Raw genomic sequence first — 20,926 nt, forward strand, 5'->3', positions numbered from 1 at the left:
TGCTCAGAAGCAAAACAATTCGGCAAACGGCCAAGTTGTCGATTCCTCAACCGTCATTCAGAAACTGGTTGTTGACCATGATAGTGGTAGTACTGTATCGGTCACAAACGTTGTCAATGGCACTGTTAACGAGTTGAAAGACGCCATGCTCAATGGTGCTGACCATATGGGTGATGGCTATTGGATCGGTTCTATTGATCGCACCAAACCAGCAACATTCACAGTAACATACAGTAATCTTTCTAAAATTACTTATAATGGCCGTAAGATCACAAAAGTTACCTATGACGTAACCTTGACGCCTCATAGCGATAGTGATGAGGGTTACGATTTTGGCGTTCTGAATGATTTTGCTTATGGGCTGTACTTGAACAGAGATATTGCAAACCTAAAAATGAAGATGTATTACGATAATGGCGAGCTGGTTGACTTCTCAGCTGGGAACGCCTACTTATCCGTAAACTCGCTAAACAACTACACGAACAACCTCAAAGCCTACTCGATTGAAACGGTACGTGTTAACAGTGGCGGCCAGGCACTGGCTTTACGTGGCTCAAGTGTAACGGTTCATAATGGCAACACTTTGTACTCAGACAAAGCTAACACTTGGACTACCGATGGTCATTACGCGGCTACTGATGATAGTGCAAACAAAGAGTCGTTTGAGCTAAATCCTAACTCAGTTACCGATAGCAACATTCCTAAGGGCTGGGACACTACTGATAGCGCTAGTCGTTACTATGGCGCCGGTCTGGTTAAGCTGACTGGTACGGTATTAGACTTCGATCTCTACGCTGATAATACCGGTATTCCAGAAGGAACATATTGGCGTAATGGATTATGGTACAACACTTCGACCATTATTCCGGTTACGCCAACGACTGAAATTCACTATCACTACAACGTAGCAAAAGTACGTCAAACTCCTACTTCTGAAAAGCTTTCTTACCAATACCACAACCTGAACGTGGCAACAACGCCAGACAAGAACTGGACACAGGGCGATCAGGTCGTAACGGGTAAGACGGAGATTGCTGGGGACGTGGCCACGGCAACGATCAGCATGAACTACGCTAAGCCAAGCGACTCCAAAGAGTCCATGAGCAAGCTGGCCGTAACCGACAACTACTCACAAATGGCTAAGTATGTCACTTACCAAGGTGCGCAAGTCTACGAAAACGATCAGCTGGCTACCGATCAGTACAACATCGTCAACGATGCCAAGAATGGTACGGTAACGGCAACGCGTAAGGACGCTTCTAAAGCGCCAGGCGGTTCAATCAAGCTGGTGGTTGACTTTAAGATCAACGAGAACACGCCATCCGGCACGAAGCTGATCAACGGCGGTTCGGCAACGATCAACAACGAAACGGCAACGACGCCTGAAGTACCGGTTAATACCTATGACCAGACCGCTGACAAGCACTGGATCGAGGGCAGCCAGGTTGTTGACGGTAAGACGTACATCAACGATGACGTGATTACCACCAAGGTTGATATGAGTCTGCCGGATCCATCAACGCTGGCTCATAGCTTGACCAACGTAACGATTGACGATAACTACACGGACTTTGCCAACAAAGCTAAGCTCCAGTCCTACCGGGTTGAAGAAAACGGTAATGACGTTACCGATCAATACACCGTTACCAACAAGGACGGTCATCTGACGGCGGTTCGTAAGGACGCCTCAACAGCGCCAGCTGGGACGGCATCTCTGATTGCTACCTGGCTAATCAACTCTGACGTAGCTTCTGGCACGACGTTTACCAACGCTGGCTCTGGCCGGATCAACAACCATACCGTTGATACCAACACGCCAATTGTCAAGACCTACGAACAGACGGCCAACAAACACTGGGTCGAAGGCTCACAAACGGTTGATGACAAGACCTACATCAACGGTGACACAATTCACGCACGCGTTGAGATGAGCCTGCCAAACAAGTCTGATCTGGCTAAGCCATTGACGGACGTAACCTTGGTTGACGACTACAGCGAGTTCCAGAAGAACGTGACCTACCAAAGCGCTCAAGTCATTGAAAACGGTAAGGACGCCACGAGTCAATACACGATTACCAATGTCGGCGGTAAGATTACGGCGATGCGTAAGACGCCAGGCGATGCACCAGCCGGAAACGTTCAGCTGCTGGTCAACTTTAAGATCAACGATGGCGTTGCTTCTGGGACGACGTTTACCAACCGTGGCTCTGGTCGGATCAACAACCACACGGTCAACACCAACAATGCCAAGGTCGTTACCTACGTCCAATCCACTGACAAGCACTGGGTTGAGGGGACGCAAACGGTTGATGGCAAGACCTATGTTGACGGCGATACGGTCAACGCCGAAATTTCTTCCAACTTACCAGATCCATCAACCTTGGCTAAGAAGCTGACGGGCATCAAGATTACTGATGACTACACCAACTTCATGAGCCATGTTGAAGTTGAAAGTGTCAAGGTCAAGGAAAACGATAAGGACGTTTCGACGGAGTACGATATTACGATCAAGGACGGCAAGATCGTTGCTACGCGCAAGGACGCTTCTAAGGCTCCTGGCGGCACGGTCAAGCTGGACGTGACCTTCAAGGTTAAGGACGATGTAGCTTCTGGTACGGTCTTCCAAAACTCTGGGGCCGTTATGATCAACGACTCTACGGTTGAAACTCCTAAGCCAACGGTTGTGACATACAAGCAGACCAGTGATAAGCACTGGACTGAAGGCTCGCAAGACGTTGACGGCAAGGTTTACGTCAGCGGTGACGAAGCCCAAGCCGATGTTTCCATGAGCTTGCCGGATCCAAGTGCGCTGGCCAAGGCCTTGACTAAGGTTGAAGTCGTTGACGACTACTCCAGTTTTGCCGACAAGGTTGACTACAAGGACGCTAAGGTCTACGAAAACGGGGTCGATGTAACCAGCGAGTACGAGATCGTCAACAAGGACGGCAAGGTAACAGCTACTCGCAAGGACGCTTCCAAGGCGCCTAAGGGTACGGTCGATCTGCACGTTACCTGGACGATCCATAGCGACGTTGCCAACGGTACGGAACTGACCAACAATGGTTCCGGGACGATCAACAGCGAAACCGTTAAGACGCCTAGCCGTAAGGTAACGGTCTACACCCAAGATGCTGACAAGCACTGGGTTGAAGGTGACCAAACGGTTGACAACAAGACCTACGTTGACGGCGATGAAGCTCACGGTCGCGTGACGATGAGCCTGCCGGATCCATCAATGCTGGCCAAGAAGCTGTCTGATGTCACGCTGGTTGATGACTACACGGACTTCATGGACAAGGTTACTTATGAAAGTGCCCAGGTCTTTGAAAACGGTAAGGATATGACTGCTGAATATATCATTACCAACGTCAACGGTAAGGTAACAGCAATGCGTAAGGACCCAAGCACTACGCCAGCTGGGCACGCGCAACTGCTGGTCAACTTCAAGATCAACGATGACGTTAAGAGCGGTACGGTCCTGACCAACAAGGGTTCTGGCCGGATCAACAACAAGACGGTCTCAACCAACGAAGCCAAGATCACGGTCTACACCCAAGATGCTGACAAGCACTGGACTGAGGGCAGCCAAGTTGTTGATGGCGAGGTCTTCGTCGATGGCGCCATCACGCACGCAACCGTAACGACGACTCTGCCAGATCAATCCACGCTGGCTAAGCCATTGACTGATATCACGATTACTGATGATTACAGCCAGTTTGCTGACAAGGTGGACCTGCAAGACGTTCACGTGCTTGAAAATGACAAGGACGTCACGGATCAATACACGATCACCAAGCAGGACGGTAAGGTCGTAGCAACTCGAAAGGACGCCTCAAAGGCTCCTGCTGGTAAGGCTCAACTGGTTCTGACGTTTAAGCTTCATGCTGACGTCGAGTCCGGCACCAAGCTGATCAACAAGGGTTCGTCAATGATCAACAAGCACACGGTTTCCACCAACGATGCAACGATCACGACGTTCAAGCCAAATCCAAAGAAGGATATCGTGGTCTCGGTTGACAACACCAAGAGTCTGAATGGTGCTAACATTGACCTGAACAGCACGTTTGACTACAAGCTTGAAGGGGCAACGTTGCCGATGAACAGCAATGCACTGTCAGAATACGGCTTCCACGATGACTACGATCAGACTCATGATCAGTACAACGGCGGTTACGTTGTCTTGCTGAACAACGACGTTACGCTGACTGACGGTACGGTCCTGAAGAAGGGTACCGATGTAACGAAGTACACGACGCAGACGATCGATCAGGAAAACGGTAAGGTTGATATCGAGTTCGATAGCGACTTCTTGGCCAAGGTTGATCGTACCAAGTCAGAATTTGGGGCTACGGCTTACCTGGCCATGACGCGGATCAAGGCCGGGGACGTGGAAAACAAGTACACGAACACCATCAACGGCACTGAATTCACTTCCAACACGGTAACCTCACACACCGATGAGCCTAAGCCAAATACGCCAGAAACTCCTTCCACGCCAAAGACTGAAACGCCTACGACGCCTCAGTCAACGACACCAGAAACGCCAATCAAGACTAGTCAACAGCCAGTCTTTGCGTCGGTTCAACCAGCAACGGTAGCTGCGGAACGTCAGGCAACACCACAACAGGCACTGCCACAAACTGGTAACGACAAGGACGAAGCTCTGGCACTGACTGGACTGGCCAGCCTGCTGTTCGGTTTGGGAACGTTGGGTCTCAAGAAGCGTCGTCGTCGTGCCTAGTTAATTCCTCAGATTAATTGATATTCTCTCCTAAAATTCTTTGTTCAATACGGAAAGGCAGGCTTCGGCCTGTCTTTTTTAGTGAGAGGGGGTGAGAAAATGAAACTGAAAAATCTGAATCTGGTCCAGTTGCGGTTTGCGCAGGCTGGCGTTACGGCTAACGTGGCCACCTGGAAACAGCTGGAACAGCAACTATCAGTCGAGGATCAGATCAACTGTGTACTAGCCTTGGCCAAAGAACCGGAACCACAACCGATCCTGCGCCGGTTGATTGTTTCTAAGAGTCGAGAACAGGTTGCACAACGACGACAAAATCATCAGTAAACTAAAAAAGGGTCAGTCATTACGACTGGCCTTTTTATATGGCGCTATTTTGAGTCAACTTCGTGCCATGCTTGGGACGAAGTTGAAGTTAGCGACGTGGCTGTTTTGGTTTGTTCTGGTTTCTTTGTTTCTGTAGATAGTTGCCGTAAACCTGTTCAAAAGCATACGCATATTGATCCATGGCATTGCCAAACGTATCAATCAAATAGCCTGGTGTCCGCTTAAATTCGCGTAAACCACGGATATAAAAGGGACGATCTTCATCTGCGAGGATAAATGGTATGACTCGATTGCGACACCGCTCCTTAAATAACAGCATTCGGCCAATTCGGCCATTGCCATCACTGAATGGGTGGATTCTTTCAAAACCGTAGTGAAAAGCTGCATAGTCGCTCAATTCAGTCTGCCGTTGCTTATTCCAAAGCTTTAACAGATGTGCTAACTGATCGGGGACCTGATCAGCAGGGACGGTATTAACGGTTTGCAACTGTCCAATGACGTTATTTTTATGCTTAAAGTCACCAATGACTTCCTGAGTTCCCCGACGGCTGATTGTACCTTGTTTTAAAATCCCATGAAGCTTTTTGATATAGTCCAAAGTTAATGGCTCATCAATCGAATCAAGAACATAATCAAATAAGCGAAAGTGGTTCTGCATTTCGATAATGTCGTTGCTATCGTGATTGAAAGCTGTTGCCCTATATAACTGGGCGGTTTGACCCAGGCTTAACATTGAGCCTTCAATCCGGTTGTTATGGTAGGCAAAGTTAATCTGCGTCCAGTCATATAAGCTTCTGGAACGATGATTAGCACGCTCGTTGATTAAGATTCCGGCAATGTCTTGACTCATAATTTCTCCCAATCGATATCGTCAATATTCGTCCAGCCGCTATCGTCTTTTTCACGTTGACGCACGACAGCACCGGTCCCAGTCTGCTCCAGATAGCGTGTTTCTGCTAACGCTTGGCTGTTATCTGATTCAGTCATTTGAAATTCCTTCTTTCTTGAACTTCGTGCCAAATTTGGGACGAAGTTGCCTAACTAAAAGTCTTGGCAATCGTCCCATCATCATTCAATACGACGACGTTGCCATTATGGCCTTTTAGATCACCATGACACCCATTATCAGTAAATATCCGGGCTGGCTCGTCAATGAATTGAACGGAGACTACCGGGCATTGATAGTCCTTGGTATCACTCAAGATCTCATCATCAGGATAGCCAACGTGTGGATCGTTAAAGAAACCGTTGATTAAGCAGGTTGGGGTATGTCCGGTGACAATCGTCTTGCCAGTCTGATTATGAGCAAAGACGGTAAACAGCTTGTCAGCACTTTGATTTTCCCAGCCGTACCAGTATTCCTCGCGTGCCCAAAGCTTATAGTCGCGATCGGTTGGCGAACCATCAGGCTTGATACCGGCATGAACGAAAGTAATGTTATCCGTCTGGTAGTCCAAAGGCAAGCCTTTGATGAATTGATAATAGTCAGTTTCCTGCAAAAGTCTTTTGGCCATGCGCTTGCTACAGCAATGATTAAGGTCCAGCAAAGACTTAATTGTCGTCTTAGCGCCATTACCATACCAGACCGCTGCAAAGAAGTCGTCCTGTTGATCGATAAAGTCCAGCATCATCTGTTCATGGTTGCCTAACAGCGCAATGGCACCGGCTTTGACCGATGTCATTACATAATCAAGGGTTTCCTTACTGAAGGGGCGGCCATCGATATAATCGCCGCCAAAAACTAATCGGGACTTGGGATAGACTTGTTTCGCCCGTTCTACCAGATCAATCCAGGGCTGGCCAGTCCCATGTGGATCAGATGCAAAGATGTACATAACCATCACCTCAATATTTGTCTGGCCCTATCTTACTTCAACATAGGATTTTTACAATCTTGATGCTTAACTTCGTCTCACGTTTGGGACGAGGTTGGCCAAAGATACGGATTATCGGTTTCTCCCTTAGCATTACTGTAAAACCAAATAAGGGGGAACTATCATGATTAAAGTATTCACCAAGGACGGCTGTCCGCAATGCAAAATGACCACGATGTTTTTGATCCGCCACCACGTCAAGTTCTTGAATATCAACGTCAGTGAAAATCCGCAATATGCGCAGAGTCTGCGTGACAAGGGCTATCGCTCAGTGCCGATCGTTGTAACCGAGTTTGAAGAATGGTCTGGGTTTCGGCCAGATCGGCTGAAGGCGGTCGTTAGCCGTCACCAAGAAGTCTTGAGGTGATCACGATGGCAGCATTAACGGAAACGGATCGCCTGTGTCGCCAGTCAATTCAAAAATATCTGGACGTTAAAGGGATTCCTTATGAACGGCAGGGCTACTACCTGCGTCTGCGTGATCATGACTCCCTGGTCGTTGATACGCGGATTACCAAAGAAAAGCCGTATGAAACCTTTTATTGGAACAGTCAAGCCGTAGGCGGCAACCTGTACAATTTTCTGCGCAACTATGAGAACATGGAGTCCAAAGAAGCCTTTGACGAACTCAAAAAGATGGCACCAGAACTGGCCAAAGCCGAGGTTCATGAGGTCAAGACTGAGCCGTATGATGCAAATAAATGGCGTGGTCATGATCAGCATCAGCAATCAAAACAGTACCTGGTCAACCAGCGCGGCTTAAATCCTAAACTGGTTGACGCACTGTTCAAGCATGGCTTGGTGCGTGAGTTGAGAAACGGCGATCTCTTTTTCTCCTGGCGTGATCAAAAATTTCAAGAAGTTGGCGGTGACGTCCAGGGAACGAGAATTGATCATGAGAAGTTTGGCAAACGCGGTACCCGTAAGATGATCGCTAAGGGATCCGTCAAAAACTTTGGCTTTCACTTTGATGCTAATGATGGCAGTGGTGTCAAAAAAATGTATGTCTTTGAAAGCCCAATCGATGCCTTGTCGTTTTACAATCTGCATCATCAATTAGGCGGTGATATGAGCTTTATTAGTCTCAATGGGGCTGGTACCAAGATCAAGACGATTGAGGCTTATATCAAGCAATTTGGCGTGCCTGATGAATTACACTTGGCGATGGATAACGATGGGGCAGGCTTTAAGGGTATGCTTCGGGCCAAAAAAGAGCTGCAACCGGAAAATGCTGATCCTCACCCAGAATTGCGCAAGATGAAGATTTTGTTTGATCAGCCAGCCGATCAGTTTAAGGACTGGAACGATGCCTTAAAGGCTCGGTCGCGTGAAATGACCAGCGAAACAATTGGTAACTTTATCAAACACCGGCAACGGTCATTTGGTCCTGATCAATACAAACAGCTTGTGCATGAGTTTGTCAGCGGTCAGTTTGGTAATGTCGTCCCAAAAGCAAGCAAGCGGACACCGGAGCCGCGTAAAGGAGTAATCAAAATGGATTCAGAATTTAATGAAGTTGCTAAGAAACTGCAAGCCAGTCGCATGAAGATCAAGGGCGTAGATCTGACCAAGGATCCTGAATATGCTGAAGACTTTGGCTATCGCTTTGATATTGATGCCAATGGCTCAACGGAGTATCAAGAAATGCTGACTAAGCTCGATAATAAAAAAATGGGTGCGCTGGCCAGCGTGACCAGTGACGATAAGGGCTGTTCGTTGTGGGTCTTTGATGCCAAGGACCGCTCAGCTGTCTTAAAAGAGATCAGCTCGGCTTATGATCATGCCCGTGATCCATTGCTCGGACGGCGAGTCCAGATGCCAAACGGCCGTGGCGGTACGATCGTTAAGACGGGACCGGAAAGCCTGGTTAAGTTTGATGACAATCAGGTTCAGAAGTTTAGCGCGATGTCGCTTGATCAGCATGTAATTCCAGATTTTCAGGTTCGCTATCTGCGCGACAACCATCTTCGGTCTGCGTCTGCCTCGGACGTAATGCATATGGCCGTCACGGTTTTGGACAATCAGCATAATGCGCAGGCCGCGCATCAAAAACAGGTCTTGATGAAACAGCCAATGACTACCAAGCAACGGCTGGGACTGGCGATGAATGTGATCAACCAGTCTCGTTGGGCGCAGGTCAGCCCGGATCCCAAGACGATGGTCCCAATGTCACGAAACGTAAAAGCCCGCGAAAAATAAGCAAAATAAAAACCGCTACCCAGAAGGTAACGGCCGTGCCCGGCAGTTTGATTCATTTTGATTTTAGTGCCAAATTCGGCCGTTTCTCAAGGGACAAAAAAGGGACAAAATGGGAAAATATTTGATATTGTGTGATGGTATTTGAAGATCCTAGCAGAATGAAAAGCCTATAACATAGGGTAAATGAGCATAATTTAAAGAGAATTGTAAATTATGTGTAAATATGAGGTAAAATTATCAGATTTTATCGAAATTTTGTAAACATTGCGTTTTAATTAGACTTGGAAGAGAAAAGGGGATGGAGAATCATGGAGCAGCGACACTTTCTGCTCATTAGCAAAGATATGGCTTTATACGGAGCAATTGCCGCCGCGTTTGCGGATGAGGGTTGGCTGCTGCACCAAACAACGACTGCGGTGGAAGGGGTTGCTAAAATAAAAAAACACCCATACGGTGGTATTCTATGGGATTTTGCCGCTACGCCTTTGGACACGATTTTAGCAACGCTGGACGTCATGCGTCAGATGATGAATGGTCCGATTATTATTATGGGTGAAGCATTTAAGCCTAAGGTTCGTCGCAAGCTGTTTCGTTTTCATGCCGATGACTGCCTGCCAAGATCGCTTAATGATGCTGAGCTGTTGGTGCCGCTGATCAGGCAGCGCTTATGGGTTTATGATCAGTTAAACGTGGAACAGTCGACAGCCGATAAGCCGCGGCGACCGCAACGTGATGACGCAACGATTGGCAATTTAAGGCTTGATTTTAATCATCGCTGTGCCTATGTGAATGATCAAAAGGTGATTTTAACGCCCAAAGAGTTTAAGCTGCTAAAATACCTATATGACAATCGCAATCAGGTTATCAGCCGTGAACAATTGTTGAATGGCGTTTGGAACTATGATATTTTAGGTACTTCCCGCATGGTTGACATCCATATTAGCCATCTGCGCGATAAAATAGAAAAAGATCCGCACAATCCAGAATGGATCAAGACTGCGCGCGGCTTTGGCTATCTTTTTGATACGGCTCATTTGGATAAGTAGCCTTTCTGTGTCATAATTGTCATAAACGATAATTTAAAGGAGAAGAAAATGGCATTTCCTTTTAAAGTGGTCGCTTTTGACATGGATGGCACGTTTCTGCGCGATGATAAGACGTTTGATCGCGAATTGTTCAGCCAGCTGTTGGATCGATTGTTGGCGCAAGATGTGCATGTCGTCGTGGCCAGCGGTGATCAGTATGAGTGTCTATTGAAATACTTTCCAACTCGTCATGAGCAGCTGACCTTTATCAGTGAGAACGGCGCGCACATTATTGACCATGACGAGGAGCTGGTGGTGCAGACCATGGATTCCACGGTGGTTAGCGAACTGATTCCGTTTATGGTCGACAAAATGGACCTGGTACCGTCACTTTCTGGTCATCAGCACGGCTATATCTCGCCAAACGTTTCAGCATCGCAGTTAAAGCGACTACAGTTCTATTTTCCCAATCATGTTTTGATAGATGATTTCAAGCAGCTGCCCGCCGATCGTTTCTATCAAATATCGTTTGTCGTTGAGCCAGACAAACTGAAAGAACAGCTGCAGGCCTTGCGCAGCCGGTTTGGCAAGCGGTTAAAGATTACGCCAAGTGGCAATGGCTCAGTTGATTTAACGATTCCTGGCGTTGATAAGGCCCAGGCGCTGCAAAAGATGCTTGCTCAATGGCAGCTGACGGCTGATGATCTGGTGGCGTTTGGTGATGGCGGCAATGACGTCACCATGCTTAAAATGGCCAGAGTCGGCTGGGCAATGCAGAATGCCAGCAAAACCGTCAAACTGGCGGCTGATTTTACGGCTGATGAAGACAATAATCATGATGCCGTTTTGCATGTTCTGCAATCTTATCTGTAATCAATTCAAATATAAGCGGCCTTTTGTATGTTTGTCATGCGGAAGGCTTTTTTAGAGGTGATCTAATGCATCAAGAATCGCTTTTTGAACAACCAAAACAAGAACCATTGGCTAGTCGTATGCGGCCCCAGACTCTGGATCAGATCGTTGGCCAACAGCATCTTTTGGGAGCCAATCATATGCTGCGTCGCTTGATTGATGCTGATCGCGTGCCTTCCATGATTCTTTGGGGACCGCCTGGCGTAGGCAAGACGACCTTAGCGCGGGTCATTGCTCGGCATACCAAGTCAGAATTCATCTCATTCAGCGCCGTTACCAGCGGCATCAAAGAAATTAAAGAGATTATGGCCCAAGCACAGCAAAATGCTGATTATGGACAGCGGACGCTCGTATTTGTCGATGAGATTCATCGTTTCAACAAAGCACAGCAGGATGCGTTTTTGCCTTACGTTGAGAATGGCAGCATCGTATTGATTGGCGCGACGACTGAGAATCCATCATTCGAGATCAATTCAGCTCTGCTTTCGCGCTGTCGGGTCTTTGTGCTGCAGCCGCTGTCGACTGATGATCTGCAAAAGATGCTGCAGCGCGCGGCTCAGACTGGCTTTTCGCGTCCCATTCAAATTGATGACCGCTTATTGAAACAGGTGGCGATTTTTGCGGATGGCGATGCGCGCACGGCCCTCAACACACTGGAAATGCTGGTTGACAATGGCACGCTTGATGAAAATGGTCGGTTTACGGCAGCAGACAATCTGTTGGAGCAGCTGCTTGGGCATAAAACGCTTAAATACGACAAAAAGGGCGAAGAACACTATAACCTGATTTCGGCGCTGCATAAATCCATGCGCAATTCCGATGTTGACGCGGCTATCTATTGGCTGACGCGAATGCTGGATGGCGGCGAGGACCCATTATACATTGCACGGCGTTTGGTACGCTTTGCCAGCGAAGATGTTGGTTTGGCTGACACCAATGCGTTAAATGTCGCGGTTAATGTCTACCAGGCCTGTCAGTTTCTGGGGATGCCAGAATGCAACGTCCACTTGACGGAATGCGTAATCTATCTGGCGACTACCCCCAAGTCCAATGCCGTTTATGAAGCTACGCAAAAAGTTGCCGATGACGTCAAAAATACAGCCAATGAGCCGGTACCGCTCCAGATACGCAATGGTACCACCAAGCTCATGAAGGAACTTGGCTATGGCAAAAATTATCAGTACGCACATGATACGGCGGCCAAAATGACTGCGATGGAGACGATGCCAGAAAATCTAATCGGTCATCAATACTACTATCCAACTGAGCAGGGCAATGAGATTCGCTTTAAGCGCCGCTTGCATAAGATTAAGCAATGGAAAAATCAGCACCGCAGCCATGATTATTAATAAAATAGGCACCCCGCTCAAGCAGTAGGGTGCCTATTTTTAATGCGTTTTAATTTAAATTTATAGCCAACTAGCCATCCATGACGATGCCACCGTCACAGTCGCCAATCTCGCCAGTAATAAAGCTGGCCGCGTCACAGCCGAAAAACAGAATCATCTGCGCAATCTCAGCAGGTGCCGCACCACGGCCAAGTGGAATCATGTTTAAAACTCGCTGTCTTTTTTCGGGATCGGCTTCCAATGCGGCCGTCATGCCAGTATGGGTAAAGGAAGGGCAGACCGCGTTGGCATAGATGCCATACTTAGCTCCTTCTTTAGCAATTGCCTTGGTAAAGCCGTTCAAACCAGCCTTCGATGATGCATAGGCCGTTGTTCCCAACAAACCGCCACCGATTTTGCCGGCTACGGAAGAAACGTTGACGATTCGGCCACCGCCATTTTGCTTAAAGTGTTCCCAAATGGCATGCACGGTATTGAATGGACCAGTCAGATTAACAGCCAAGGTGCGATCCCATTCAGCCGGCGTCAGCTCATCAAACGACTTGGCACTGATGATCCCAGCCACGTTGATTAAAGTATCGATGCGGCCAAAGTCATTAAGGATACGTTTGAAGACAGTTGCGACCTCATCACGATTGCTCTGGTCCATGGCGTAGGGACGGGCATGTTCACCCAGCTCAGCTGCAACTTTCACCGCATCGTCAAACTCCAGACCAATTACTGCTACCGAGCCGCCGCCAGCAATGACACCCTTGGCGACTTCTTTACCAATACCACCAGTTGCCCCGGTGACGATTACGTTTTTACCATCATAGTCGTAGCGCATCACGATTCCCCCTTAAAGTCAAAGTCTAGTATTGAGTCAATTATAGTCCCAAATTAAGACAATGATGACTTGATTTTTAATCAACAAGTGATAATTTACCTTAACCAAAGCCCCCAAAAATAACAGACAAATCATCCATCGGCTTTATCAAAACGCAACCATAATTAAGATTTATATGTATCTTCCGTATTAGTTTGACTTTCAATCTTAAAAGTGGAATAATTTGTTCTCGATATCCATAAATGCAATTAAATCAAAGATTTGTTTTGACTTAGGAGCAGCAGCTTGATGATCGCTGCCGGATATCGTTGATCATCAGAGAGAGAGGAATTGAATATCATGACAAAAAAAGAAGTCGTAATGGCCATGAACGATGCGGTACTGGTTCGCATCAACGATTGGCGCTGTGCACAAGCCTATCTGATTCAAAAGGTTTTGAATGATGGCAAAGTACTGCTGCGGCGAGCAAACGTTTCAGTTGACGGTCAAGCCGTACCAACTGAAGAAACTAAAAATGTCGCTTGGAGCAAGTTGGAAAAGCTGCAGTTTGACTTTTAGTTTTCTGATAATGCAATTTAAAGGATCATCTGTCATTGTGACAGGTGATTTTTTATTTTGATATTAACTAAAAGGTGAATAAGACTTTGATAGAGTCGCCCAGCTGACTGACTTATCCATGAACTAGGACGTTAGGCAACGATAGCTGTCTGATTTCCAGCATTAAGGCTTGTGGTGAGTCTTGATCGCGGTGAGAAAAAGCCGTGTTCCTAGTCAGTCAAGTGCGGTTTTGATAAGTTAAGGCACGACCCGATGCGCGTTTGCAATATCCCATCCACAGTCAATCAGGCTCGACAACCTGAGAACCAAAGTGGAACGTCACCAAAAACGTTCGCCGTGATGCCGCAGTGATGTGGCTATAAGCATTGAGGCCGGTTCGAGTAGGTCAAGGAGATTTTTACTATTACACAATCAATAGAAAAATGCTTATGCTGACCAAAAGATGGTGGGTACTGATCCCAGCCCGTGCCATGTTAAAGCGACAAGAGGTTATGATCGACGGGTCATGGCTAAGCCTTGTCGAGCACGTTGCCTAATCAACTATCAAAGCTAAGCTACGCAAACCAATGCGCAGGCTGTTATGCCAGGACGACTCATCAATTGAATGAATCAATTAGTTTGAGTGGTGTCAATATGGGTTCGAGTCCCACTACTGGCATAGTCAAAAAGAGCCCATGGGATGCTTGACGCGTTTCATGGGCTCTTTATTTTATTCAATTGTCAGATGCAGCATTTTAAATTGATTATGTTCTTCAAACAATGTAGCCAGCTGCAATAAATCCAGTTCACGTCCTTTATTGGCAATCAATTGAATACCTTGGGGCAAGCCATCTTTTCTAATGTGGGTTGGCAAAGAAATCGCTGGTTCGCCAGTCAGATTGGCTGCTTGGGTAAATGGCGTTTTACTCAGCGAATCAAGCCATTGATCATAAATCAGCTGCTGCTGTTCTTTTGGTGCCAGCTGATCGATATGTCTAAGCTGCTCGTCAAAGTCAGCAGTATGCTGCGGCTCATTGATACGATATGGACGGGTAGCGGTTGTGGGTGTCAATAGCACGTCAAATTTTTGATGAAGCTGATCATGCAACGCCGCAGCTTTATCCCAAACATTTAAGGCTGCGATATATTCAGCGGCTGAGATGTTTTTGCCGGTTTGCCACAGTGCCCAGGTAACCAGTTCAATCTCATCCGGACCAATCGGACGTTTTAATGAGTGTTCGATCTGAGCAAACATGGCGGCCGTTTCGCCTTCATTCATTAGATAATAGCTGTCGATCAAACTGCGGCCATCAATTGGATCTTCATATGGCTGACAATCAAAGCCCATTTGCTGCAAGAAGTCAACGGCATCCAAAACCGCCCGAGTTGCATCTTCGTCGACTGTCGTATCAACAGGGGAGACTGTGGTCCAGCCGATTCTCAGCCGTGGGGTTGGCAACAATTCCATCGTGCCAGGTTTAAACAGCTTGCTTAAGGGTGTTTGAAAGACGGCACTGCTTTGTACAGTCTGCAAAGTATCCAGCAAAAGCGCGGTATCTTTAACCGAACGCGTCAACGCAAAATTGATTGATGCTCCTTGCCATGACCGCCAATTTCCAGGACCGACCGGCATGCGGCCGCGCGTTGGTTTTAACCCAATGACGCCACACCAGCTAGCCGGAATTCTGATTGAGCCGCCACCATCATTGCCCGCGGCGACTGGTACCCAGCCAGCTGCCACGGCCGCGCCGGCACCGCCTGATGAGCCGCCAGGAGTAAAAGCAGCGTTCCATGGGTTTCGAGCTGGGCCAAACAACTCAGCATCAGTAACGTTTTTATAGCCAAATTCGGGAAAATTGGTCTGGCCGATGATAATAAAGCCAGCATTTTGTAAAGCTTTAACGAAATTATCGGTCGTATTGGCGCAAACTTTTTTGAACAGCCGGCTGCCATTAGTATCAGGCTCGCCAGCCAATCTTTGACCCAATCCCTTTAAAAGCAGCGGTACGCCTAAAAAAGGCTGGCCATGATCTGCCAGCTGGTCGGCTTCTTTTAAGGCTGCCTCTGTTCTTAAGTGAATAACGGCATTAAGAGTGGGATTTTCTGCCTGAATCTTAGCTAGTGCCATTTCAACCAGTTCACGACTGGTAAGCTGGTGTTGGCGAATCATTTCTGCTAAGCGGTAGGCCGGCAACGTCAGTAGATTCATTAAAACCACTCCTTTCAGTTTGTTAATATATTGGCCCTTTACTAAGCGGCGTCTCCAGAATCGACCATAGTCTTTGGGCGTTAGGCGTCAGCAGCCGATTAGCACGGGCCGCCAGTGAAATAATAAACTCAGGCTGACTGCCATCCGTCAATGGTAAGGCTGCCAGCCCATCATTGTCATCCAGCGCCAGATCCGTCAAAAAAGAGATTCCGGAATTATTAGCGACCAACGCTTTTAAAATCTGCACATCGCTGGTTTTAAAAACGATTTTGGGACGCACACGAGCCAGACGAGCAGCCTGGCGGAAAGCTTGAGCGTGAACGTATTCGTCATCAAGCATAATAAACGGATACTGTGCGGCTTGAGCAAATGATACGCCATCTTTAAAGGCTGCCAAAGGGTGATCCTTAGCCACAATAATTCTAATCGGTGCCTTATCAATCACCCGGGCCCGCAGACTTGGCTGTTGAAATGGCTGCAGTGAGCCTAACAGCGCCAGATCAAGCTCGCCTTTTGCCAGCAGCTGCAGCAGTGAGGCCGAACCATGATCAACGACTTCCAGCTGATTGAGCAGTCCTGCCTGCAGCAGCGCCGGGGTGAAGCGGGGAAAGTACCAGCTGCCGATGATTGGCGGCAGGCCAAAGCTGATGCGTTCCTGCTTGGCACGGGCCAGTTCCTTTTGGGCAATCTCAAGTTCTTCGATTATACGCTGAACGTGCTGGTCAAATTGAAGACCAGTACTGGTAACCGTTAATTGATGATGCGAGCGATCACGCATGAAAAAAGTCGTTCCAAAGCTTTCTTCAAGTCGTTTGATAGCCATGGTGACGGTTGGCTGACTGATGTTGAAATCTGCTGCGACCTGGGAAAAATTTTTGGTCCTAACCAAATCATGATAATAATATAATTCTTTAATATTCATCGATAAACACCGTCCTGATAGGATTCACATTTATCATATCAAAAAAATTTATGGATTTGGGTATATTTGACTATGCAGCTGGCCAGTTTTTATAATCGGTTGCGAGATATGAGATAAAGATGAATTTTGTTGAAAGAAGATGGAGTGTAATGCGTGGATTTCAAATACTTAATGATCCGTTTTTAAATCGCGGTACGGCTTTTACTGAGGCTGAGCGACGTCAATATGGCTTGATTGGCCTTTTGCCGCCCCGAGTCAAAACGATTGATGAGCAGGCTACCGAGATGTATGCACTGTACCAAAGCAAGGGATCACTGATTGAAAAGCGTCATTTCTTAATGGAAATCTTCAACCATAATCGGACGCTGTTTTTTAATCTGATGGTTCGGCACATTGATGAATTCATGCCGATCGTCTATGATCCAGTAATTGCCGAGGCGATCGAACGCTATAATGAACGGTTCATGCAGCCGCAAGATGCCGCTTATCTGACGGTTGACGACCCAGATACGATTGAACAGCGTCTGCAGAATGCGGCTGATCAGCGGGATATTCGTCTAATTGTGGTTACTGACGCAGAAGGTATTTTGGGGATCGGCGACTGGGGCGTTAACGGCGTGGACATCGCGGTTGGCAAGCTGATGGTCTATACGGCAGCAGCCGGCATTGATCCGCAGCAGGTATTGCCGGTTGTAATTGACGCAGGGACAGATAATCAGCAGCTGTTGGCCGATGATGAATATCTGGGGATGCGGCACCAGCGTCTGAGCGGTGAGGCTTACTTTGCGTATATTGATCGATTCGTTGCCGCGGTTGAAAAACTGTTTCCCAAGAGCCTGCTGCATTTTGAGGACTTTGGTCGCGGTACGGCTGCCCAGATTCTGGACAAGTATCAGGATCGGATTTTGACGTTTAACGATGACATTCAAGGAACTGGCGTCATCGCGCTGGCTGGTGTTCTGGGCGCGCTTAACATTTCTGGACAGTCGATTGCTGAGCAGCGTTTCTTGACATTTGGTGCCGGTACTGCCGGGATGGGAATCGTCAAGATGCTGTACAACGAGCTCATCAAGCAGGGAATGAGTCCCAAAGAAGCCAAGCAGCATTTCTATCTGGTGGATCGTCAAGGACTGCTCTTTGAGAATACGCCGGGGCTGACGCCTAAACAGCAGGCATTTGTCCGTTCGCGAGATGAGTTTGCTGACGCGGGCGAGCTTACGGATCTGCCGGCAATCATCAAGGCCGTTCAGCCGACGGTAATGATTGGTACGTCAACGGTTCACAACGCCTTTACCGAAGCTGCCATTAAAGAGATGGCCAAACATGCTGATCGCCCAATCATTTTCCCAATTTCCAACCCAACTGAAAAGATTGAAGCCACGCCAGCTGACCTGATTAAATGGACCAATGGCAAGGCGTTGGTCGCAACGGGAATTCCGAGTGCCACGGTTGCATATCAGGGCATCGATTACCAGATTGGCCAGGCTAACAATGCCTTGATCTATCCGGGAGTCGGGTTTGGTGCATTGGCCGTTAACGCACGGATTATCAATGATGAGATGCTGGCTGCTGCCGCGCATGCACTTGGCGGCTTAGTTGACGTCAAGGCTCCTGGGGCACCGGTTCTGCCGCCGGTCAGCCAATTGACTGATTTTTCCAAGCAAGTCGCGATCGCCGTGGCCCAGTCAGCGATTGATCAAGGCCTGGCACAGACTGATCTCAGTGCAGAACAGGCCGTTGCGGCAATGCACTGGCAGCCAGAGTATCAGCCGTTTGATGAACTGCTGGCAAACTACAGCAAATAAAACATTGACTTAGAGTAAAAAAACAGCGTCAGATTCGTGCTTTGTAAGCCGAATTTGGCGCTGTTGCCGTTTATATGAATGATTTTAGTAGACGGCCCCTTCATAGAAGTTGAACGAAGGCTGGTTAAAATTAAAGCTGGCCAGCTCACTCATCTTGATGGCATTGTCAGCAAAGCCCCATGACATCAGGTTGATCGGCTTACCCCATTCTTCATCGGGAATTACCAGCAGCACGTACTTGCCGTGCGCCTTTGCCCAAGCAATCTCGGTTCCCATACCAACGTCTTCTTCATCTGGAATGTAAACAGCCAACGTAGCGTCGGTGGTAGTGACGCCTAAGCAGTCGCCCTTAAAGGTAGCCGTAGCCCATTCCTTATCATGCAGGTATTCTGGGTGCTCATCGACGCGAATGTTCTTGTACTGATGCTGCAGAGGAACATAGCTGTTTTCGACGTCAATGGTTGGGTTTTGCTTGATTGCTGTTATGGCTGCTTGATAGGCTTTGTTTTGCTTATCAGTAAACCAGCCGGCGCAAAAATAAATGGTTTTGCTCATCATTATCTCTCCCTTGATCAGAATCGACTCGTTTTGCTTGAGTCAAGAAATCTATTTTACCATAAATTTGCAGAATAAGGATCGGCATCAGTTTTCAACTTGTTCCACAAAACGCGTTATAATCTTTATAGGAAATCGATGAACCAAAAATATGCACGAACAGGAGGCTGAATGATGAAAACTGTATTAATAACTGGCGGTACAGCTGGCATTGGTCTGGCTGCCACCAAGCTTTTTTTGCAGAATGGCTGGCAGGTTATGATGGCCGCGCGCAATGCCGATAAGGGGACAGCGGTAAAAACGGAGCTGGCAGCTGAATTTGGAGCCGCAATTGATTTTTGCCAAGTCGATGTCAGCGATGAAAAAAGCGTTGCCGCACTGCATGACTTCACTGTTGAACGCTTTGGCACGATCGATGCATTGGTTAACGATGCCGGAATCGTGGTTAAGGGTCGGTTGCATGAAACAAGTCTGGATGATTGGGAACGGGTCTTCGCGGTCAACGTGCGTGGTACCTTTTTGATCAGTAAGGCGTTCTTGCCTGATATGATTGCCAGCCATGCTGGGACGATCGTTAACATTGCCTCAGTTTCAGGGATGGCCGGTGATTACGCTATGACGGCCTATAATGCTACCAAAGGGGCGATTATCAACATGACGCGGGCCATGGCGATGGATTATGGACCACTTGGAATTCGCGTTAACAGCGTTTCACCTGGTCCAACCAACACGGCTATGTTTCCTCAAACAATGAAGGAGCGCTTTAGCCAAAACAGTCCGTTGCAGCGGATTGTCGAACCAAGTGAAGTAGCTGCTGCAATCTACTTTATGTCGACGGAAGCATCCAGTGCGATTACCGGTGAGAACATCCCCGTGACGGCTGGTTTTGAGATTGGTACCGGCCAGCCAAGGCAGGCTTGATCAAGACTGAGCCTAGGCGGTTGATTATCATTATTCACCTGAGGTATTTAGACGTAAAAAGATCATGAACCAATTCGGCCCATGATCTTTTAATTTTATTGATTTGACGAAGCTTGTGCCATCAGAGCCTGCTTTTGCGCGGACTGTTGAGCAGCCATCTTCTTTTTGAGCTGCTTTAACTGAGATGGTGACAGCACCTGCCAGTTTTCAGGAACGGTTACAACGCTCTTTTGACTAACCAGCTCACCGGCTTGATCGCCAATATTGAGCCAGAACTTAGCCGTATCGTTTTTCCATTCCCAACGTACGGTAGTTGTTTTGACGGTTGCATGGTCGACATTGGCTTTTTTCAAGGTCGACTGCTTTTTAACCGTTTCGACAATGTGCTTTTTTTGCGGAACAAAATGAGTTGAGGCTTTAACAGCTTGAGAGTCGCGATAAACCATTACCCAGTGCTTGGATTTGGTGCCCAATTGTTTGGCGACCATGATCTGCATTGGTGACTGGCCACCAGCTGCTGAATAGATTTGGTGCGTTTCAACGATGGTTTCTTTTTTCATCCCATAATGGTCAGAGAAGTTCAAGGACATGATGCTTACGGCAGCAACCAGGGCAATTGAGCTGGTCAAACCGATCAGCCAGCGCCAGGTGCGATTATTGATCAGCGTCCATGACAAAATCACGACAATGACTAACAGAAAAATCAGATAGATGATCATATGCTGCG

Annotated in this window: 17 protein-coding genes and 1 pseudogene; 10 read left to right on the forward strand and 8 right to left on the reverse strand. The window is 47.6% G+C overall.

Features of this window, described 5'->3' with window-relative positions:
• A partial coding sequence (locus FC47_RS04950; RefSeq protein WP_056968212.1) for an LPXTG cell wall anchor domain-containing protein occupies positions 1–4,741 on the forward strand: 4,741 nt, incomplete at its 5' end.
• A 99-nt stretch (positions 4,742–4,840) separates the two neighbouring features.
• The gene (locus FC47_RS04955) at positions 4,841–5,065 is read left to right on the forward strand and encodes a hypothetical protein (protein WP_056968214.1); all 225 of its coding nucleotides are present in this window, start codon (positions 4,841–4,843) and stop codon (positions 5,063–5,065) included.
• A gap of 88 nt (positions 5,066–5,153) precedes the next feature.
• Here the strand turns inward: FC47_RS04955 and FC47_RS04960 are convergent, their stop codons facing one another.
• The 3 genes and pseudogenes from FC47_RS04960 to FC47_RS04970 form a co-directional block, all read right to left on the reverse strand.
• Complete coding sequence (locus FC47_RS04960; RefSeq protein ID WP_056968216.1) at positions 5,154–5,915, reverse strand: Fic family protein; 762 nt, start codon at positions 5,913–5,915, stop codon at positions 5,154–5,156.
• Positions 5,912–6,031, reverse strand: a pseudogene (locus FC47_RS04965) (type II toxin-antitoxin system Phd/YefM family antitoxin); the annotation flags it as partial. The gene FC47_RS04960 and the pseudogene FC47_RS04965, both read right to left, overlap by 4 nt.
• Positions 6,032–6,102: 71 nt before the next feature.
• Positions 6,103–6,900 carry a metallophosphoesterase gene (locus tag FC47_RS04970; protein ID WP_056968218.1) on the reverse strand — a complete coding sequence of 266 codons (798 nt, stop codon included), beginning with the start codon at positions 6,898–6,900 and terminating at the stop codon, positions 6,103–6,105.
• Positions 6,901–7,063: 163 nt separating this feature from the next.
• Here FC47_RS04970 and FC47_RS04975 point away from each other — a divergent pair, with 163 nt between their 5' ends.
• The 5 genes from FC47_RS04975 to FC47_RS04995 all read left to right on the forward strand — a co-directional run bounded on the left by FC47_RS04975 (position 7,064) and on the right by FC47_RS04995 (position 12,424).
• Complete coding sequence (locus tag FC47_RS04975) at positions 7,064–7,306, forward strand: glutaredoxin domain-containing protein (RefSeq protein WP_056968219.1); 243 nt, start codon at positions 7,064–7,066, stop codon at positions 7,304–7,306.
• Between the two features lie 5 nt (positions 7,307–7,311).
• Positions 7,312–9,138, forward strand: a complete 1,827-nt coding sequence (locus tag FC47_RS04980) for a toprim domain-containing protein (protein WP_056968221.1) — start codon at positions 7,312–7,314, stop codon at positions 9,136–9,138.
• Between the two features lie 308 nt (positions 9,139–9,446).
• Complete coding sequence (locus tag FC47_RS04985; RefSeq protein WP_056968223.1) at positions 9,447–10,184, forward strand: winged helix-turn-helix transcriptional regulator; 738 nt, start codon at positions 9,447–9,449, stop codon at positions 10,182–10,184.
• A 48-nt stretch (positions 10,185–10,232) separates the two neighbouring features.
• The gene (locus FC47_RS04990; protein ID WP_056968225.1) at positions 10,233–11,036 is read left to right on the forward strand and encodes a Cof-type HAD-IIB family hydrolase; all 804 of its coding nucleotides are present in this window, start codon (positions 10,233–10,235) and stop codon (positions 11,034–11,036) included.
• Positions 11,037–11,101: 65 nt separating this feature from the next.
• Entirely contained in the window at positions 11,102–12,424 is a 1,323-nt protein-coding gene (locus FC47_RS04995) for a replication-associated recombination protein A (protein ID WP_056968226.1), read from the forward strand.
• Between the two features lie 70 nt (positions 12,425–12,494).
• Here the strand turns inward: FC47_RS04995 and FC47_RS05000 are convergent, their stop codons facing one another.
• Entirely contained in the window at positions 12,495–13,250 is a 756-nt protein-coding gene (locus tag FC47_RS05000; RefSeq protein ID WP_056968228.1) for an SDR family NAD(P)-dependent oxidoreductase, read from the reverse strand.
• Positions 13,251–13,589: 339 nt separating this feature from the next.
• On the opposite strand from FC47_RS05000, the gene FC47_RS05005 reads away from it, so the two are divergent.
• Positions 13,590–13,808: a hypothetical protein gene (locus FC47_RS05005; protein ID WP_006501002.1), complete on the forward strand. Its 219-nt coding sequence runs from the start codon at positions 13,590–13,592 to the stop codon at positions 13,806–13,808.
• Between the two features lie 709 nt (positions 13,809–14,517).
• Here the strand turns inward: FC47_RS05005 and FC47_RS05010 are convergent.
• Together FC47_RS05010 and FC47_RS05015 are read right to left on the reverse strand one after the other, a co-directional pair.
• On the reverse strand, positions 14,518–15,996 hold the full coding sequence (locus FC47_RS05010) for an amidase (RefSeq protein WP_056968230.1): 1,479 nt from the start codon (positions 15,994–15,996) through the stop codon (positions 14,518–14,520).
• A 22-nt stretch (positions 15,997–16,018) separates the two neighbouring features.
• The gene (locus FC47_RS05015) at positions 16,019–16,918 is read right to left on the reverse strand and encodes a LysR family transcriptional regulator (protein ID WP_056968232.1); all 900 of its coding nucleotides are present in this window, start codon (positions 16,916–16,918) and stop codon (positions 16,019–16,021) included.
• A 149-nt stretch (positions 16,919–17,067) separates the two neighbouring features.
• Here FC47_RS05015 and FC47_RS05020 point away from each other — a divergent pair, with 149 nt between their 5' ends.
• Complete coding sequence (locus tag FC47_RS05020) at positions 17,068–18,723, forward strand: malolactic enzyme (protein WP_191978674.1); 1,656 nt, start codon at positions 17,068–17,070, stop codon at positions 18,721–18,723.
• 84 nt (positions 18,724–18,807) lie between these two features.
• Here the strand turns inward: FC47_RS05020 and FC47_RS05025 are convergent, their stop codons facing one another.
• Complete coding sequence (locus tag FC47_RS05025) at positions 18,808–19,281, reverse strand: nucleoside 2-deoxyribosyltransferase (protein WP_056968236.1); 474 nt, start codon at positions 19,279–19,281, stop codon at positions 18,808–18,810.
• A gap of 171 nt (positions 19,282–19,452) precedes the next feature.
• Here FC47_RS05025 and FC47_RS05030 point away from each other — a divergent pair, with 171 nt between their 5' ends.
• On the forward strand, positions 19,453–20,199 hold the full coding sequence (locus FC47_RS05030; RefSeq protein WP_081036741.1) for an SDR family NAD(P)-dependent oxidoreductase: 747 nt from the start codon (positions 19,453–19,455) through the stop codon (positions 20,197–20,199).
• 95 nt (positions 20,200–20,294) lie between these two features.
• Here FC47_RS05030 and FC47_RS05035 read toward each other — a convergent pair whose 3' ends face one another.
• A complete protein-coding gene (locus tag FC47_RS05035) occupies positions 20,295–20,918 on the reverse strand; it encodes a DUF4811 domain-containing protein (RefSeq protein WP_056968240.1) in 624 nt (207 codons plus the stop codon).
• Positions 20,919–20,926: the final 8 nt, after the last annotated feature.

It is taken from the genome of Limosilactobacillus mucosae DSM 13345 (assembly GCF_001436025.1).
In the GTDB taxonomy this organism is placed as follows: Bacteria; Bacillota; Bacilli; order Lactobacillales; family Lactobacillaceae; genus Limosilactobacillus; species Limosilactobacillus mucosae.

What these genes read in the sequence shown, in the direction of transcription:
- FC47_RS04955 (WP_056968214.1), top strand. Translation starts at nt 4,841, where the DNA reads ATGAAACTGAAAAATCTGAATCTGGTCCAGTTGCGGTTTGCGCAGGCT.
- FC47_RS04960 (WP_056968216.1), bottom strand. Translation starts at nt 5,915, where the DNA reads ATGAGTCAAGACATTGCCGGAATCTTAATCAACGAGCGTGCTAATCAT.
- FC47_RS04970 (WP_056968218.1), bottom strand. Translation starts at nt 6,900, where the DNA reads ATGTACATCTTTGCATCTGATCCACATGGGACTGGCCAGCCCTGGATT.
- FC47_RS04975 (WP_056968219.1), top strand. Translation starts at nt 7,064, where the DNA reads ATGATTAAAGTATTCACCAAGGACGGCTGTCCGCAATGCAAAATGACC.
- FC47_RS04980 (WP_056968221.1), top strand. Translation starts at nt 7,312, where the DNA reads ATGGCAGCATTAACGGAAACGGATCGCCTGTGTCGCCAGTCAATTCAA.
- FC47_RS04985 (WP_056968223.1), top strand. Translation starts at nt 9,447, where the DNA reads ATGGAGCAGCGACACTTTCTGCTCATTAGCAAAGATATGGCTTTATAC.
- FC47_RS04990 (WP_056968225.1), top strand. Translation starts at nt 10,233, where the DNA reads ATGGCATTTCCTTTTAAAGTGGTCGCTTTTGACATGGATGGCACGTTT.
- FC47_RS04995 (WP_056968226.1), top strand. Translation starts at nt 11,102, where the DNA reads ATGCATCAAGAATCGCTTTTTGAACAACCAAAACAAGAACCATTGGCT.
- FC47_RS05000 (WP_056968228.1), bottom strand. Translation starts at nt 13,250, where the DNA reads ATGCGCTACGACTATGATGGTAAAAACGTAATCGTCACCGGGGCAACT.
- FC47_RS05005 (WP_006501002.1), top strand. Translation starts at nt 13,590, where the DNA reads ATGACAAAAAAAGAAGTCGTAATGGCCATGAACGATGCGGTACTGGTT.
- FC47_RS05010 (WP_056968230.1), bottom strand. Translation starts at nt 15,996, where the DNA reads ATGAATCTACTGACGTTGCCGGCCTACCGCTTAGCAGAAATGATTCGC.
- FC47_RS05015 (WP_056968232.1), bottom strand. Translation starts at nt 16,918, where the DNA reads ATGAATATTAAAGAATTATATTATTATCATGATTTGGTTAGGACCAAA.
- FC47_RS05020 (WP_191978674.1), top strand. Translation starts at nt 17,068, where the DNA reads ATGCGTGGATTTCAAATACTTAATGATCCGTTTTTAAATCGCGGTACG.
- FC47_RS05025 (WP_056968236.1), bottom strand. Translation starts at nt 19,281, where the DNA reads ATGATGAGCAAAACCATTTATTTTTGCGCCGGCTGGTTTACTGATAAG.
- FC47_RS05030 (WP_081036741.1), top strand. Translation starts at nt 19,453, where the DNA reads ATGAAAACTGTATTAATAACTGGCGGTACAGCTGGCATTGGTCTGGCT.
- FC47_RS05035 (WP_056968240.1), bottom strand. Translation starts at nt 20,918, where the DNA reads ATGATCATCTATCTGATTTTTCTGTTAGTCATTGTCGTGATTTTGTCA.